A 16,538-nucleotide genomic window follows, 5' to 3' on the forward strand; every position below is an offset into this window, starting at 1 on the left:
GTTACTGTTGCTCTTGCTGCTGATCAGCGTCATCCGGCATGTATAACGCCCCGCTCTGACCACAACCGGTGAGAGCCAATACACCCAGTACTAAAATTGCCAATAAACCTTTACGCATTTTGAAAGCCAGTGATTATCATTTCATTGCCCTCTATAATCGCACCAAGAATACGAAAAGCAATAGGACGCAATGGGATGAATGATACAGAATTTCATAAGTTAGCCGATGAGGTTCTTATGAGCATCGAGGAAGGCATCGACGAATCCGGTGCTGATATCGACTATGAGACCATGGGTAACGTACTGACACTGGAGTTCGAGAACCGTAGCCAGATTGTCATCAACCGTCAGGAGCCACTACATGAGATTTGGCTAGCTTCTAAATCAGGCGGTTACCATTTCAAATACCAAGACGGTGAATGGCACTGTACCCGCAGCGGGGCCGAGCTGATCTCGCTGGTGAAGCAGGAATGCTCGCTGCATGCCGAAGAGCCGGTCGACTGGTAAGCCGTCATCACCAGAAAAAATCCAGAGATAAAAAAAGCTAGCCCGAGGCTAGCTTTTTTCATGGTTAACGCGGAGACAGCGACATCATGTTTGGGGCGGCTCCTGCCGCCGGGCGTCGCGGGGGTTGCTGGCCGCCCTTGAACGGGAGCACCTGCGGCTCGCCACCATCGCTGTGCACGATTTCGTAGAACTGCGGCAGGTTAAAGTTGATAAAGTTCGCACTGTAGCTAAAGCGATCCTGTGCCGAGGTGTAAAAACGGTTTACGCCGTGGACCATTTCATCTTTATCGCCGCTGCACTGACGGTAGACTTCAACCCGGTTCGATTCATCCAGGATATAAATATTGTACCCGGCATCGCAGTCTTCAAAGAAAAACTGGATTAAGCCTTCGCTGGCATACGAATCGACAATGGCCGGCGGATGCGGCTCGTCGGCTTTGCCCATCACCAGGTTCGCCGAGCCAATCAGTTTGTTGGTTGAAATACAGCTGTAGAAATCAACCGAGTTTTCCAGCTTCTGGACCGAGACCCCACGGCGTTCAAAGAACAGGCCATGGGTCTGATCGCCAATACGGATCGCTTTGAAGCGACGGCGCTTTTCCTGCTCCACCGGCTTCAGGCGCATCTCGATACACTCGGCCACCAACTGATAAACCAGATTACGGATCAGGCCACGCATATGTTTGCTGTAGCAGAACACATCCACCGACTCGGGCGGGATCGCATCCTGGTGCATCTTGCCCAGCACGGTCTTCAGCGCATCCAGCATCGCGTTTTCGCCGCTGAAGTTCAGGGTACGCACTTCATTCCAGGAATTGCGGTAGACCAGATCCACGCTACCGACCAGACACTTCTGATCCGCGCCATAGCTGAAAATATCGGTATTCTTGAAATCAAACCGCACCGAGCGGTTCTTCAGCTCGGTGGTCGGGTCATTTTCCAAGTTGATAAACAACCCCAGCTGGCGAATTTCACACGGGCTGGACAGCGCCTGCAGACCCGGCTGCGGGCGGCGGATCGGGAAGGTATTACGAATATCACTGACCAGCTGATACAGCTTGTCGATATCCATAGCCGAGTCCCGTACCACGTTATGCAGGCAAGTTGATTCGGTCAGCAGGCCATTAAAATAGGCCCAGGCCACCAGCTTGCTCAGGTAGCGGTTATGCTCCAGCGACGACCTTCCCAAAATGGCGTAAGGATCAAGCGACTGCTTATACAGATACCAACCCGCGGTATTGGTTCGCCCGGCTGGCACCTGGATCAGGGTCAGATCCGACTCGTGCAGATCCGGGGAGATTTGCGGATTCAGCAAGGTAACCTTGCCCGGCAGTACCTCAAACGCGGCATACAGCTTGCGCGCCAGAATGCTGATATCTTCCGGGCTAATCGCCGAGGTAATGTTGTTACGGCGGGCAAAGCGGATCAGGTTACGGTAGCTCAGCATCAGCGCATCAAGCAGCTCGTTATGCGCCTCCTTGACCTGCTCGACTTTCCAGTTACGGCGGTTATCGAGCTCTAGCAACACGCTCTCCGGCCACTGCCAGTCCGCTGTCAGCTTCTGCAGTACCTCACGACGCCATGCCACGGAGCCGGACGCCGGGTCTCGGGTCAGCTTTTCATGGGTCTTGAGGTAAAAACAGCGACGTACCAAGTCCAGACGACGATGGTCATCAATGCGCTCGAGGTAACGAGTCACCTTTTCCAGCATCAGATAATACGCATCCATGCAGTACTCGGTGCGATCTTCAGAAAAGAAACGACGCTTGCCGTCGACACTGAGCAGCTGGGTATGCGGATATTCCCAGGAGTAAGCTTCCAGCAAGATAGCTTTCAGCACCGACTTATAGGGCGAGTCGATACTCTTGTACAGCTGCCACAGGCTAGAGCCGAAATATTCCTCGGCCGGGATCCGGGTCAGGCCCCCAAAATCAATCCACTCTTCACGACGGATATACCCACTGGTATTGAGGTAATCGATATATTCGTCGTAACACTCCTCCATCTCCGGCGGCACCATAAACCACAGCAGGTGCTGGCCTGCGAGCCGCACGGCAGAGCGGTAGAACTCATCAAGCAGCAGCAGGTGCTGGCTCGAGCCGCAGTTGTCACCGGTCATCTGCTCCGAAAAATTCTCACGGAAGCGATTTTCGTCGATCAGGAAAAAGTTGGCCTCTACCCCCTGTGCCATTGCCCAGTCCGAGATCAGGGAGCATTTGCTCTCTAGTGCCTGACGTGCATCAAGCGCCATATCAGTACGGATACAGACCCAGATATCAAGATCACTGGTCAGGCTCTGACCCAGAGAGGAGGTGCTGCCCATCGCATACAGGCCCAGGATCGGGCATTGCGCATCAGTAAGCTGTGGTGAGGTAATGACAGATTGGCCAGTCAGCCCGCAATCATCAATAAACTGCTGCTGTTGTTCAGAAACGGCAAAGGCAGCAATGCCAACCGGAACCGCTTGGTCCAGATAGCCGGGTACCGCCGGATGATTGTAGTGAAGTAAGACCGTTAGCAAGTTGAACACCTGCTCGGACTGTGCATTCATCGCTGCACGGGCACGTTCCAGCCTGAGCTGATTGTGCTGTTCCAGTCTACTTTTAAGCGTCACGATATAATTATGCAAATTACTCTTCCAAGAGCTGCCAGCTTGAGAGCGGCCCAAATCTTGTCATTATTAGTGCAGTTATTGTTCTACACGCGAGCAAAAACGTGATCAATCTAACAGTTTTTGCTTTAACCGTAAAGTTAGTGACGATTTATGACAGCTTGTGAATGGCTCGCATTATTACAGAATGGCCCATCCTTAGCCCTATTTTCCCCTCAAGCTAGTAGAAAATCACCAGAAACCGCCAATTTCGGCACTGTAAAGAATTCTTCACTTAAAGGTTATGTGAGAAATATCACATTAATTGCAACACATATCAAGACAATACCGCTTGACCGCACTAGGGGCAACAAGTGAATTACCATCGCGGCGCAGGAGTGGTACGATTACGGTATAAAAGCAAGCGATTTATGGACCTGATTCTATGACCGATAAACCGATCCGCATTGCCACCCGCAAAAGCCCGCTGGCAATGTGGCAAGCAGAATTTGTAAAAGATGCCCTTGAGCAGGCCCATCCAGGCCTGACCGTCGAGCTGGTTCCTATGGTGACCAAAGGCGACATCATTCTGGATACCCCTCTGGCCAAGGTCGGTGGTAAAGGTCTGTTCGTGAAAGAGCTCGAAGTCGCCATGCTCGAAGACCGTGCCGACATCGCCGTTCACTCCATGAAAGATGTACCGGTGGAGTTCCCTGACGGGCTTGGCCTGGTGACCATCTGTGAGCGTGAAGATCCTCGAGATGCTTTCGTTTCCAATACCTATAACACCATTGACGATCTGCCTGCCGGTGCCGTCGTCGGTACCTCCAGCCTGCGCCGCCAGTGCCAGTTGCGTGCCCAGCGTCCGGATCTGGTGGTCAAAGATCTGCGTGGCAACGTCAATACTCGCCTGCGCAAACTCGATGACGGTGAGTACGATGCCATTATCCTGGCCTGTGCCGGACTCAAGCGCCTAAAAATGGAAGACCGTATCCGTGATGCCATTGCACCGGAAACGAGCCTGCCGGCCGTTGGACAAGGTGCTGTCGGTATTGAGTGCCGTCTGGACGATCAACGCGTCCGCACCCTGCTTGATGCGCTGAACCACCAGGAAACAGCAACCCGCGTACTTTGCGAACGCGCGATGAACAACCGCCTGCAAGGAGGCTGCCAGGTACCCATCGGCAGTTACTCAGAGCTTCAGGGCGATCAGATCTGGCTGCGCGCCCTGGTCGGTGAGCCTGACGGCAGCGAAATTGTCCGCGGCGAGATCAGCGGCCCAATCGCTGAGGCAGAAGCATTAGGCACCCAGCTGGCCGACGAGCTGCTTGAAAAAGGGGCCAAAGCCATCCTGGACAAGCTTTACGGCACCGCCTGATGACCATACTGATCACCCGCCCGGCTCCAGAATGCCATCAACTTGCCCGGCAGCTGAATGCGGCGGGGATCAGTGCAATTGCCCAACCTCTGCTGGATATTCAGCCAGGAGAGCAGCTTTCTACCCTCATTTCCCAGCTAAATCACCTACAACCTGATGATTTTCTGATTGCCGTCAGTGTTCATGCAGTGAACCTAGCGCACAATTACGTAACAACACAAGGTGTCAGCTGGCCAAAAAACGTGCATTATATGGCCGTGGGGCATAAAACTGCTGCAGCGCTGGCTGAGTGCACCGGTTGTGAGGTGCTGTCACCCCCTACGCGCTGTGACAGTGAGGGATTACTGGCATTACCTCCACTGGCAAACCTGCAGGGACGCCGGGTACTGATACTGCGCGGCAATGGCGGCCGTGAGCTGATCTACCAGACTTTGCAGCAACGTGGGGCCGATGTCAGCTACTGTGAGACGTACCGGCGCAGCTGGATCGCGCTGGACGGGGCACAGCTGTGTCAGACATGGCAGTCGCAGCAGGTCTCCTCACTGGTGATCACCAGTGGCGAACAGCTGGCACACCTGAGCAGTTTAATACCTGATGACACGAAGGCTTGGTTTCTTCAATGCCACCTTTTCGTACCAAGCCAACGAATCGCAGACCAGGCTCGCATGCTTGGTTTTACTACTATTTCCACCGTGGAAAGTGCGGCCAACCACCACCTTTTCACGACCCTAAGCAAGATAGGCACGATGGGATAATCGGATGACTGACAAAAAAACCAATAATGAAACCCCTGCAGATAAAAACCAATCAGCAGCGTCAAAAACAGCGGATAAGCCAGGTCAATCAAGTGCCAAAGCGCAAGCGCCTGAAACATCTGCCCCAAAAAAATCGGCAGCTAAAGCCGACAGCACCCCGCAACCCGCAGCCCCTCAGCCAGCCGAGAAAAAAAGCGGAAGCAAAACCGGTGCTATCGCGATTGCACTGGTCATCGCACTTGGTGCCGGCCTGTACTATCACGGCCACCAGCAAACCCTAGCGCAAAATGCCAAAATGGCCGATCTCCAGCAGCAGCTGGCGGGTATGCAAAACAACCTAGCGGCCAACCAGAAAGAAACCCTTAACCAGGTAGAGCAAAGCCTGCAGCGCACCGATGTGTCGCTGTCCCAGCAAAACAAGTCAATCACCGGCCTACAAATGGCACTGGCCGAAATGAAGGGACGCCGCCCGAACGACTGGCTATTGGCCGAAGCCGATTACCTGGTCAAAATGGCAGGTCGCAAGCTATGGCTTGAGCATGACACCGTTAGCGCGACTATCCTGCTGGAGTCTGCCGACCACCGGGTTGCCGAACTGAATGATCCGAGCATGACGCCAATCCGAGAAGCCATGCACAGTGACATTACGGCCCTGAAAGCGGTTGCCCGCATCGACCGAGACGGCCTGGTGCTCCGCCTGACCAGCCTACAAGAAGAAGTGGCGCAACTACCGCTGGCCAATGCCATCATGCCGGAGGCCGAAAAGGTCGAAGCAACGACAGTGTCAACGTCAGTTGACGACTGGAAAGAAAACCTGATGACCTCACTGAAAAACTTCAGCGAGCACTTCGTGACCTACCGTACCCGTGACGGCAGTGTGATCCCGCTACTTTCACCGAAGCAGGATTTCTACCTACAGGAAAACATTAAGTCGAAGCTGGAAACCGCCATCAAGTCGGTATACCGCGAGCAAGGCGAGCTATACAGCAAATCGCTGCTGATGGCGAAAGAGTGGGCCGAGCAGTTCTATGATATGGAAGATCCTGCCGCACAGAGCTTTGTCGCAACCCTCGATAAGCTAGCCAAAGAAGATGTTGAGGCCAGCTACCCAAGCAAGCTGAAATCACAGCCACTGATCACTGATGCCATCAGCGAACGCCTGCGTCAGCAGGTTAAGCCACTTAGCACAGAGGAGAACCCAGCATGATCAAACTATTACTGCTGGTCGCTGCGCTGATCGCCGGTATTGTTGTCGGTCCGATGCTAGCAGGCAACCAAGGCTATGTATTGATTTCTGTTGCCAACCAAACGCTGGAGATGAGCCTGACCACCCTGATCCTCTTGGTTGTGGTGCTGTTCGGTGCTTTCTTCCTGCTGGAAACAATCATCAAACGTCTTCTGTCAGTAAGCAGCTCAACTCGAGGCTGGTTCTCTGGCCGTAAGGCACGTAAAGCCCGTCATCAGACCTCAACCGGTCTGATGAAGGCAATTGAGGGTGACTGGAAACAGGCTGAGAAGTTGGTGGTCAAAGCCGCCAAACACAGCGATGCTCCGCTACTGAACTACCTGGCAGCTGCCGAAGCAGCACAAAGCCAAGGGGATACCACGCAGCGTGACGAATACCTCAAGCTAGCTGCTGATATCGATGGCCAGAATTTGGCTGTGGCACTCACCCGTGCCAAGCTGCAGTTCCGCCAGCAACAGTATGAGCAGGCCGTTGCCACGCTGCAGGATCTCAAGCAAAACAACAGTCGCAACCCGGTTCTTCTGGCGTTGCTGAAAGACTGCTACCTCAAGCTGGAAGACTGGAAACCACTACTGGCACTGCTGCCTCACCTGAGCAAGCTGGGTGTGATCAGCGCCGAGGAAGCAGCTGAGCTAGAAGTTAAGGCCGAATGCGGCCTGATGACCCACATCACTCAACAAAACGGCAGCGAAGGCCTAATGGGCCACTGGAATAGCCTTAATCGCAAGACCAAGCAACGCCCAGAGCTGATTGGCTGCTTTGTCAAACTGATGAGCCGCCACAATGCTGACAGTGAAGCGTACACAGTACTGCGTGACGCGCTGAAAAAGAGCTCGGACGAAGGCCTGATCAGCCTGGTACCGGCACTGAACTTGTCTGACTACCATCCGGCCATTGTCCGACTGCAGGATCTGCTCCGTTTTGACAGCAGCAACCCAAGCACTCACAGTGCCCTTGGACAGCTGTTCATGCGCGAGGAGAAGTGGGAAGAAGCCAAACAGCACTTCGAGCGAGCCATTGAGCTACGCCCGAATGTGGCAGACTACGGCTTCCTGATCGAGGTACTGGAAAAGCTCAATGACAGCAAGGCAGCCGCAGACCTATCACGCGAGGCGCTGACGCTGGCTCTACCGGCCAAAAGCTAACATTTAGGCAACATAATATTTTGAGACAAAAAGCACCCATAAGGGTGCTTTTTTATGCCTATTTACATAGATTTATGTGCCAAAATCCGATCATTTGTTTCCAAGTGTTAACAGCCATTTCATCTTATATCTACGCCATTGATAGCATAATGTAAAAGGTATTCAATACTGTCTCTCGTCGCTAACTGATGGATAACTAACAATGGATATGCTTCCTTGGATGATCGTTTCTGGCATTGTTGTATCTGTGATCACTTGTTTGATGACAGCGGTTTTGATCAAAGAATCATAATCAGCCGGAAAGAAAAAAGCCTCCAGGTCGGAGGCTTTTTTTATGGCACTTTTACAATGGCCGAACCCGCTATAACTGCAGGGCTTTTTGCAAAGCCTGATCATAGCGCTGTACCGCCTTGGCAGCCTTTTTCAGTCGCTTATTTTTCTTCTTAGCTAGCTTTTTCAGCTGCTTGGCTTGTTTTTTTGTCACCGTCGGCTGAACGGCCGCTTGCTCCTGTTCACTCACTGAAACCGCCGCCAAGTGCGCCTGGACAGTCGGGGACGGAGCCGGCAGTTTGCTTACCGTTGCCACGTTACCCGGCGCAGCTGAAGCTTTATCTGCCACCGTCGGTACGGCAACCGGAGGCCTGGCCTTTAAGGCACTCGGCTTACACAGGTAGGCTTTGTCGCTGGCAGAGCGGGCGCAACTGCTGCAGATATATTTAGGCTCACTGACCAGTTTGCTGATCATGGCAAACTGATCGGCAATTTCAACCCGGCGATATTTACATAGAGACTTTGCCATCAACCACTCCTTCAGCAACAACCAATTATTCTTATTATCTCCCAGCGTCTCACTGCGTAGCAGCCAGCAACAACTGACGACAATAGGATCAAAAGCGGTCCCGGCTTTATTTCATCGCCGCGATCACATAGACATCAAAGCGGTTCTTCTTGGTTTCAATCGCCGTCGAGGGTTTTTGGTCAGCCAGAAACTCCGCGTAATCCGGTCGCTTAACCACCACGCGCTTAGTGGCCAAGGCTAATGCCGGAGCCAACAGACTGTCAGCATCGTTATCGGCACCGACCAAGGTCTGGAAAACCCGCATCTCTTTTTTCACTAGGGCCGATTTTTTCTTGTGCGGGTACATCGGGTCGAGATAGACCACATCCGGCGCGGCAAAGTCAGGATCCGCCGCCAGCTTATCCAGTGCATCATGGCTGGAGGCATGCAGCAAGCTGAGCCGTTCGCTGATCCAACCACCAATGTCCGGGTCTTGCTTGGCCCGATTCAGGCCGTCATCAAGCAGGGCCGCCACGACCGGGTGTCGTTCCACCATCTGGACCTTGCATCCCAGCGACGCCAACACAAAGGCATCACGTCCCAGGCCTGCAGTCCCGTCGACCACTGTTGGCGTTACCCCGCCTTTGAGGCCAACCGCCTTGGCTATCGCCTGGCCACGACCACCACCAAACTTACGCCGATGCGCTGCCACACCACCCGCCAGGTCGACAAACACCGCTCCCAACTTAGGTTCATCGCGTTTGTGCAGCTCTAACCTGTCGGCAGTTAGCACCAAGGCAAAAGGGCTGTTTTCATCATGGCTCAGCCCCCAGCGCTGGGCTAATTCATCCAGTTCATGCTGGCGGTCTGGCGTGTCACAAATTAGGGCGAGTTGCACGGGATTCTCCGGTTCAGAAACAGTAAGCACCGCGGCATTTCGCTAATATCGAGCAACTCGGGTGCATCAGGCACGGGATTATACCACCGCCCCTGACGATTGCCGAAACTCTGACGCATGGCACAACTCACTAACCAGCTCCGCCAGCGGCTGCGGTTTACCAAACAGATATCCCTGAGCATAGTCGACCCCGAGATCCCTGAGGCGGTTTAGAATTGCTTCATTCTCAACAAATTCAGCCACAGTCTGCTTGCCCATTTTCTTGGCCAGCTCATTGATCGCCTTGACCATGGCAAAGTCCATCTCATCCTCAGCGATATCACGCACAAACATGCCGTCAATCTTAATAATATCGACCGGCATTCTTTTCAGATAACCAAACGAAGACAGCCCGGAGCCGAAGTCATCCAGTGAGATCAGGCAACCCAGAAATTTAAGCTGGGTAAAGAGCTGGATTGCCTCGCTCATATTGCCGATAGCTGCCGTTTCGGTGATTTCCAGGCACAGTTTATTCGTCGGCAATCCCGAACTGCGAATTTTTTCGACCAGAAAACAGACAAAGTCCCGGTTGCCCATTGACTGCCCCGACAAATTGATCGCACACAACTCCAACTGCTCAACAGCCTCAGGGTGTGCCACCAGCCAGTCAATGACCTCATTAACAACATAACGGTCGATCAGGTGAGCGAGGTTATAGCGCTCCGCCGCAGGCATAAACAACCCGGGGGAAACCATGGCACCATCGCTATCACGGATCCTGACCAATATTTCATAGTGCTGCTTGCGGCTTTGCGAGGACAGCGGGGAAATTTGCTGGGCATGCAGCTCCAGGCGCTTCTCGACCAGCGCCTTGCGGATCAGATTGACGCATTCCATTTCCAGTTCGCGGCGCTTCAGCTCTTCATCATCCGGATGATAGAGATGCAGTCGATTTCGCCCCTCATCTTTGGCAGCATAGCAGGCAGTATCGGCCTGGGCGTGTACCTGCTGCGGCGAGCCTGCGGTTTCGTCAATCAGCCGGATCCCTATCGAACCACTAAAACTAAACCGGGTGTTCTGCCAGTAGAACTCAGCATCTTCCAGTAGGCGCAGTACTTCACTACCAAACTTAACTGCTTCGTCCGGGCTACAATGGCGCAAGATAATTGCAAACTCATCGCCGCCAAGGCGGGACAAGGTGGCTTTGTCCGGGGTGATCCCTTGCAGCAGCAAAGCGACCTGTTTCAATGCCTCGTCACCCGCTTCATGGCCCGCGGTATCGTTAATGACCTTAAACTGATCGAGATCGATATAGAACATCGCATGACGAGCCCCTTTATCCCTTGCTTCCAGCAATACCGTCTCCAACTGCTGTTCAAAGTAATTACGGTTGAACAGATCAGTCAGGTAATCATGGCACGCCCGGTACTCCAACTTGGCTTCCAGTTCACGGGTAGAAGAAATATCCTCCCCCACTAACAAAAGTTGCAGTTTTGACTGGGTCGGGCGAATCGTCTCGCGAATCCATACCGTATGGCCATCAGCGCACCGGTACCTCAGCTTACGCCGCCAAACCTTTTGCTTCTCACTCTCACGAACCGTAGATATATATTGCTGCGGCAACGGCACATCATCGAAATAGAAGTCAGTAACTTTATGGCCCAGCATCTGCCGCTTGCTGTAGCCCAGTAGATCGGCTGCAAACTGGTTCACCGACTGGATCCGTGCCTGAGCATCCACTGCCAGCAATATCACCGGTTGCTGTTCGTAAAGCAGGCGGTAGCTCACCTCCCGCTCGCGTAGCTTTTCTTCCATCTGATGACGGGAAGTCACATCCCGTGCCTCGAACAGCAGCTGATCAGCTTCCCCTACCCACTCCGGCATCCGCTTCATGGCGATATCCAGCATTCGCCGTCCATCATCATGGCTCTGGATCTCTACCTCAAACCGCACAATTTTATCCTGCCACGCCGAACTAAAAGCACGGCTGAGCTGAATCGTGGTATCCGGCTCCCAGCAGTGCCAGCGCCACATCGGGCGATCGTATTTGATAATAGCCCGCCCAACCAAGCTCTGGAGGGCGAGGTTACCCGAAATCAGCACACCACTGTCGTCTAGGATCCCGATATACTGGAAGCTCTGATCAAAAACGCCTTCAAATAGCGCCTGACTCTGCTGCAGTTTCTGTTCACTCTTACGCAGCCGGCGTATCATCAGAACCAGCAACACGATAATTGTGCCCATGATCACCACTGCAACCGTCATGGCACGAAGCTCTTTGCGATAGCGCTCGAACCAGGTCTGTGGCTTATTCATCACCACCACATCCTCAGGCACACTCAGCCCCCAGCGCTGCAAAGCCTGGTGGTTAAACATTTCCTTGCCCGCGCTATGGGCAAACATTGGCAATTGATTGATATCACCATGAATGATCGCCACCAGCAACCTGCCGATTTGCTGTCCCTGCTCATAGCCACTGCCCATAACACCGCCGACGACACCATGCTCAAGCAAATACTGATATGAGGCATACACCGGCGCTGACGCGCCCTCGGTCAGTACCTCAACAAAAGAACGGCTCCCCATGTAATTTCCGCTACTGTCAAGAAAGTAACTCAGATAGATAATCGCAGAATGATCCGGCAGTAGGGATGCCTGGGAAAAGATATCGCTGAATTTCCCCTTCGACAGCCGGTGCACCGCCAAGTTTGAAGGATTGGCCTTCAAGTAATCATCAATCTCCTGCCACATCGCCTGGCCGGTATAAGTTTTATCGGCAATAACATAAATCTGCTGCAAATCCGGCTGCTGGGATAAAGCCAGAGAAATATTATCCGCCGGGTTCGTCACATCGAGTACCCCGGTCACCTGTGATAACCGGCTATGCTTCTGTGGCTGATAGTTGTTAATCCCCACCATCAATACCGGAGTCTCACCAACTTCGTCAGACAGCTGATTCACCAGCCATAAGGCATGATCGTCGGTGACGACAATCGCCCGATACTTTTCGCGGGTCAATTTGGTACGGTAAATATCCAGCAATTCGTTCAAGTAGCGTTCGGACTGATAGCGCTTGCTATCCATATAGCTGACATGGAGCGGAATATCGTAAGCTTTAGTGGCTGATTCCAAGCCTGCCTGTAACGAATCGGTCCAGCTCAATCCCTGGTGGTAGGAGTGAATAACTAAGGTATCTTTGACCTGCGCAGACACAGGGGCCGCCAGCAGCAATAGAAGTAAAACAAGCAAACGCATAAAACGTCGAGGATTCCTGTCGTGAAAGTCCATGAACAACACTGGCCAGGCGGTCAGGGCGTTATTCCTTTGGCGCGAAATTTATTGTTATCTTTAGGTAGTTCAGCGCGCCCAGTATAAGATATGACCAATGATGTATAAATAAGGGATTACCCAAAACCATGACCCAACCACCACGGATTGATGATTTAGACCGCGACATCCTGAACGCCCTGATGAATGATGCCCGGATCCCTTACGCGGAAATGGCCAAACGGTTCAATGTCAGCCCCGCGACAGTACATGTCCGGGTAGAAAAAATGCGGGCAGCCGAAATTATTACCGGAACCGAAGTGGTCGTGAATCCCAAGTTGCTCGGCTACGACGTCTGCTGTTTTATCGGTATCAACCTCAATGCCGCCAGGGACTACCACTCGGCACTGGCCAAGCTCAATGAGCTCGATGAAGTGGTCGAGGCCTATTACACCACTGGGGCCTATAATATTTTTGTGAAGCTGATGTGTAAGTCGATTGAAGAATTGCAGTATGTACTGATCGATAAGCTGCAGGCGATTGATGAGGTGCAATCCACCGAAACACTGATTTCGCTGCAAAACCCGATCAGCCGAAATGTCCGGCCCTAAAGAAAGAGGCGAGAATAACTTTCTCGCCTCCACCGTTAATCAATCATCGCTTGATTATTCTTCGCTGCTTTCGGCATCCGCCTGACGGGCAGCGGCTTCTTCAGCCAGCCACTCAGCAACGGGTTTGGCAAAATAAGTCAGGATACCGTCGGCACCAGCACGCTTGAAGCACAGCAGGGACTCCATCACGGTTTCACGCTCCTTCAGCCAACCATTCTGGATCGCCGCCATATGCATCGCGTACTCACCCGAAACCTGATAGGCAAAGGTCGGAACCTGAAGCTCGGTCTTCACCCGACGTACCACATCAAGGTATGGCATCCCCGGCTTCACCATCACCATATCCGCCCCTTCGTTGACGTCCATCGCCACTTCGTGCAGCGCTTCGTCGCTGTTAGCCGGATCCATCTGATAGGTTTTCTTGTCTCCACCTTTCAGGTTACCTGCCGAACCGACGGCATCACGGAAAGGGCCGTAGTAGTTCGAGGCATATTTTGCTGAATAAGCCATGATCTGAGTATGAATATAACCGGCCTCTTCCAGTGCTTCACGAATAGCACCAATACGACCGTCCATCATGTCTGACGGCGCCACGACATCGGCACCAGCCTCGGCATGCGACAACGCCTGCTTGATCAGCACCTCGGTGGTCACGTCATTCATCACATAACCGGTTTCATCAATGATGCCGTCCTGACCATGGATGGTAAACGGGTCAAGCGCGACATCGGTGATCACTCCCATCTGCGGTACATGCTCTTTCAGCAGGCGAACAGCACGCTGTACCAGACCTTCCGGGTTATATGCCTCGGCAGCACAGGTACTCTTGAAGTCCTGCGAGATCACCGGGAACAGAGCAATCGCTGGCACACCAAGTTTGGCCAGGTACTCCGCTTCCTGCAGCATCAGGTCAATAGACAGACGTTCGACACCCGGCATCGACTCAACCGTTTCGCGGCGGTTTTTACCCATCAGGATAAACATCGGGTAGATCAGATCATTCACGGAGATCTGGTTTTCAGCCATTAAACGACGGCTGAAGTCATGCTTGCGCATGCGACGCATACGGCGGGCCGGAAATGCGCCCTGGATAGATACAGACACTGCATACTCCTTGTATGGGTGGGTTCACTTTTTCCTGATGATACCACTCTCGTCAGGCGACGGGAGATCCGATTGCAAAAAATGCCTGAGTTGTAATATAGGAATTAGCTATCACATCAGCGGCTTCCTGTTCCCGGCACTGGGCAATCACCGAGGCAATGTGCGGCAGGAACTTAGGTTCATTACGGCTGGATTTCGGCTTCGGCCGGTAGTCACGCGGCAATAAGTAAGGACAATCCGTTTCAATCATCAACCGGTGATCCGGGATATGACGGACAATCTCACGAAGTTCGGTGCCACGGCGTTCATCACACACCCAGCCGGTAATACCGATATGCAAATCCAACGCCAGGCACTCTTTCAGCTCGGCCTCGGTACCGGTGAAACAGTGCAGCACCGCTGCCGGTAATTGGTCGCGCCACGGTTTCAGGATCGCCAGGAAACGTTCATGGGCATCACGACAGTGCATGAATACCGGCATATTCAATTCGGCGGCCAGTGCCAGCTGTGCCTCAAATACAGCTTCCTGCTGTGGCCGTGGCGAGAAGTCACGATTAAAATCCAACCCGCACTCCCCGATCGCAACCACCTCCGGCTCGGCTGCCAACAGGCGGATGGCCGGCAAGGTCAGATCAGAGACAGACTTGGCATCGTGCGGGTGTACCCCGGCGGTGCTATAACAATACTGTGGCCACTGGCGCGCCATGGCCTGCGCCTGCTGACTCTCTTCAATACTGGTACCGGTCAGGATCAGCCCCTGCACCCCGGCTTCTTTCGCTCGCGCGATGACCTCATCACGATCCTTGTCAAAGCGGCTGTTGGTCAAATTGACCCCGATATCTATCATTCAAAAATCCGTATCAATAGGTTGTTGGTTATAAAAAAACCGGCCTCTGGCCGGTTCTTTTTTCACTGACGTTGCTTATTGCTCGTCATGCTCAGCTGTCTCGTCTTCCTCTTCGCGGATATAGAACCGCGCGAAGAACAGACCGACCTCAAACAGCAAGCACATAGGCACAGCCAGCAGCGTCTGCGAAATGATGTCCGGCGGTGTCAGCATCATACCCACCACAAAGGCCGCCACAATAATGTATGGCCGCTTCTGCTTCAGGCTTTGCGGATCCGTTGCGCCAGTCCAGCACAGCAGAATAATCGCAACCGGGATCTCAAACGCGATACCGAAGGCCATAAACAGTGCCAGCACAAAATCGAGATAACTGGCAATATCTGTTGCTACCTGTACCCCTTCCGGTGCAATGCTGGTAAAAAAGCCAAATACCAACGGGAAGACCACAAAGTAAGCAAAGGATACACCGGCGTAAAACAGCAGTGAGCTGGAGAACAGCAACGGCATGATCAGCTTACGCTCATGCTTGTACAGACCCGGCGCAATAAAGCCCCATACCTGATACAAGATCATGGGTACAGCAACAAACACCGAGGTAACCAAAGTGAGTTTTATTGGTGTAAAGAAAGGCGATGCCACATCCGTTGCAATCATCGTCGCCCCATCTGGCAGACGTTCTACCAGCGGTGCCGACAAGAAGGCATAGATGTCATTAGCAAACCAAACCAGACCAAGAAAAACCACTATTACACTCAAAATTGAACGCAGCAGCCGATTACGCAGCTCTACCAAATGGCTGAATAATGGTTGCGTTTCTTCGACTGTAGACATAGTGATGTAATTTAATCCTGCTTTTGAGAAGTCGTTGCTGAGGTGTGCTCGTTTTTCTCAGCATAGGGACGCTGCACCTCTGAGGCGGCCTGTTTCAGCTCTTCCACAGAATCACGCAGTTCAGGTGATAAATCCTTCATCCCCATTTGCTCGGCCTTTTTCAGATTCTCCTGCAGCTCCTGAATTTTCAGCTCCTGCGACAGTTCATCTTTGACCGAGTTAGCCATATTACGAGCAGCGCCCACCCAGCGCGACACCGAACGGATCGCGACAGGAAGGCGTTCCGGCCCCAGTACTACCAATCCCACCACCGAGATCAGTATTAACTCCCAGAACCCGATATCAAACACGCGTTAAACCTGCTCTTTGTCTTTCTGGCTCTTTTGAGCCTGCTCGCCTTGCTGGTCATCAGCAAGTTTCTTTTGCTCGAAATCCGCGTCTGCATCTTTCTTAGCGGCCGGTTCATCTTCACCGATGGCTTTCTTGAAGCCCTTCACAGCAGAACCCAGATCGCCGCCTAGCGAGCGAAGCTTCTTGGTTCCGAACAGAAGCACAATGATCAGTGCAATGATAAGCAGTTGCCAGATACTAATACCACCCAT

General features: G+C 52.9%; 16 protein-coding genes. 6 read left to right on the forward strand and 10 right to left on the reverse strand.

Annotation, left to right across the window (positions count from 1 at the left end; translation table 11 throughout):
• Nucleotide 1: 1 nt before the first annotated feature.
• A complete protein-coding gene (lptM, locus tag MD588_RS20205; protein ID WP_265699479.1) occupies nt 2–118 on the reverse strand; it encodes an LPS translocon maturation chaperone LptM in 117 nt (38 codons plus the stop codon).
• A 77-nt stretch (nt 119–195) separates the two neighbouring features.
• On the opposite strand from lptM, the gene cyaY reads away from it, so the two are divergent.
• Complete coding sequence (cyaY, locus tag MD588_RS20210; protein ID WP_265699480.1) at nt 196–507, forward strand: iron donor protein CyaY; 312 nt, start codon at nt 196–198, stop codon at nt 505–507.
• A gap of 64 nt (nt 508–571) precedes the next feature.
• On the opposite strand, the gene MD588_RS20215 is transcribed toward cyaY, so the two are convergent.
• Complete coding sequence (locus tag MD588_RS20215; protein ID WP_265699481.1) at nt 572–3,136, reverse strand: class I adenylate cyclase; 2,565 nt, start codon at nt 3,134–3,136, stop codon at nt 572–574.
• A 406-nt stretch (nt 3,137–3,542) separates the two neighbouring features.
• Between MD588_RS20215 and hemC the strand changes: the two genes are divergently transcribed.
• The 4 genes from hemC to MD588_RS20235 are packed head-to-tail and all read left to right on the forward strand — an operon-like array spanning nt 3,543 to nt 7,621.
• Nucleotides 3,543–4,475 carry a hydroxymethylbilane synthase gene (gene hemC / locus MD588_RS20220; RefSeq protein ID WP_265699482.1) on the forward strand — a complete coding sequence of 311 codons (933 nt, stop codon included), beginning with the start codon at nt 3,543–3,545 and terminating at the stop codon, nt 4,473–4,475.
• Entirely contained in the window at nt 4,475–5,230 is a 756-nt protein-coding gene (locus MD588_RS20225; RefSeq protein WP_265699483.1) for a uroporphyrinogen-III synthase, read from the forward strand. The genes hemC and MD588_RS20225 overlap by 1 nt, the downstream gene beginning before the upstream one ends.
• A gap of 4 nt (nt 5,231–5,234) precedes the next feature.
• Entirely contained in the window at nt 5,235–6,437 is a 1,203-nt protein-coding gene (locus tag MD588_RS20230; RefSeq protein ID WP_265699484.1) for a uroporphyrinogen-III C-methyltransferase, read from the forward strand.
• Complete coding sequence (locus tag MD588_RS20235; RefSeq protein ID WP_265699485.1) at nt 6,434–7,621, forward strand: heme biosynthesis protein HemY; 1,188 nt, start codon at nt 6,434–6,436, stop codon at nt 7,619–7,621. Before MD588_RS20230 ends, MD588_RS20235 begins: the two co-directional genes overlap by 4 nt.
• 361 nt (nt 7,622–7,982) lie before the next feature.
• Here the strand turns inward: MD588_RS20235 and MD588_RS20240 are convergent, their stop codons facing one another.
• The 3 genes from MD588_RS20240 to MD588_RS20250 form a co-directional block, all read right to left on the reverse strand.
• On the reverse strand, nt 7,983–8,420 hold the full coding sequence (locus tag MD588_RS20240) for a hypothetical protein (RefSeq protein WP_265699486.1): 438 nt from the start codon (nt 8,418–8,420) through the stop codon (nt 7,983–7,985).
• Between the two features lie 106 nt (nt 8,421–8,526).
• Nucleotides 8,527–9,297, reverse strand: coding sequence for a class I SAM-dependent methyltransferase (locus MD588_RS20245; RefSeq protein WP_265699487.1), 771 nt, complete (start codon nt 9,295–9,297; stop codon nt 8,527–8,529).
• Between the two features lie 78 nt (nt 9,298–9,375).
• Complete coding sequence (locus MD588_RS20250) at nt 9,376–12,531, reverse strand: ABC transporter substrate binding protein (RefSeq protein ID WP_265699488.1); 3,156 nt, start codon at nt 12,529–12,531, stop codon at nt 9,376–9,378.
• A gap of 161 nt (nt 12,532–12,692) precedes the next feature.
• Between MD588_RS20250 and asnC the strand changes: the two genes are divergently transcribed.
• Complete coding sequence (gene asnC / locus MD588_RS20255) at nt 12,693–13,154, forward strand: transcriptional regulator AsnC (RefSeq protein ID WP_265699489.1); 462 nt, start codon at nt 12,693–12,695, stop codon at nt 13,152–13,154.
• A 54-nt stretch (nt 13,155–13,208) separates the two neighbouring features.
• Here the strand turns inward: asnC and hemB are convergent, their stop codons facing one another.
• The 5 genes from hemB to tatA all read right to left on the reverse strand — a co-directional run bounded on the left by hemB (nt 13,209) and on the right by tatA (nt 16,538).
• A complete protein-coding gene (gene hemB, locus MD588_RS20260) occupies nt 13,209–14,258 on the reverse strand; it encodes a porphobilinogen synthase (RefSeq protein WP_265699490.1) in 1,050 nt (349 codons plus the stop codon).
• Nucleotides 14,259–14,310: 52 nt separating this feature from the next.
• A complete protein-coding gene (gene tatD, locus MD588_RS20265; protein ID WP_265699491.1) occupies nt 14,311–15,105 on the reverse strand; it encodes a 3'-5' ssDNA/RNA exonuclease TatD in 795 nt (264 codons plus the stop codon).
• Nucleotides 15,106–15,180: 75 nt separating this feature from the next.
• On the reverse strand, nt 15,181–15,936 hold the full coding sequence (tatC, locus tag MD588_RS20270) for a Sec-independent protein translocase subunit TatC (protein WP_265699492.1): 756 nt from the start codon (nt 15,934–15,936) through the stop codon (nt 15,181–15,183).
• 11 nt (nt 15,937–15,947) lie between these two features.
• A complete protein-coding gene (gene tatB / locus MD588_RS20275; RefSeq protein WP_265699493.1) occupies nt 15,948–16,286 on the reverse strand; it encodes a Sec-independent protein translocase protein TatB in 339 nt (112 codons plus the stop codon).
• A 3-nt stretch (nt 16,287–16,289) separates the two neighbouring features.
• A complete protein-coding gene (gene tatA, locus MD588_RS20280) occupies nt 16,290–16,538 on the reverse strand; it encodes a Sec-independent protein translocase subunit TatA (protein ID WP_265699494.1) in 249 nt (82 codons plus the stop codon).

It is taken from the genome of Photobacterium obscurum (genome assembly GCF_026191635.1).
GTDB classification, from domain to species: Bacteria; Pseudomonadota; Gammaproteobacteria; order Enterobacterales; family Vibrionaceae; genus Photobacterium; species Photobacterium obscurum.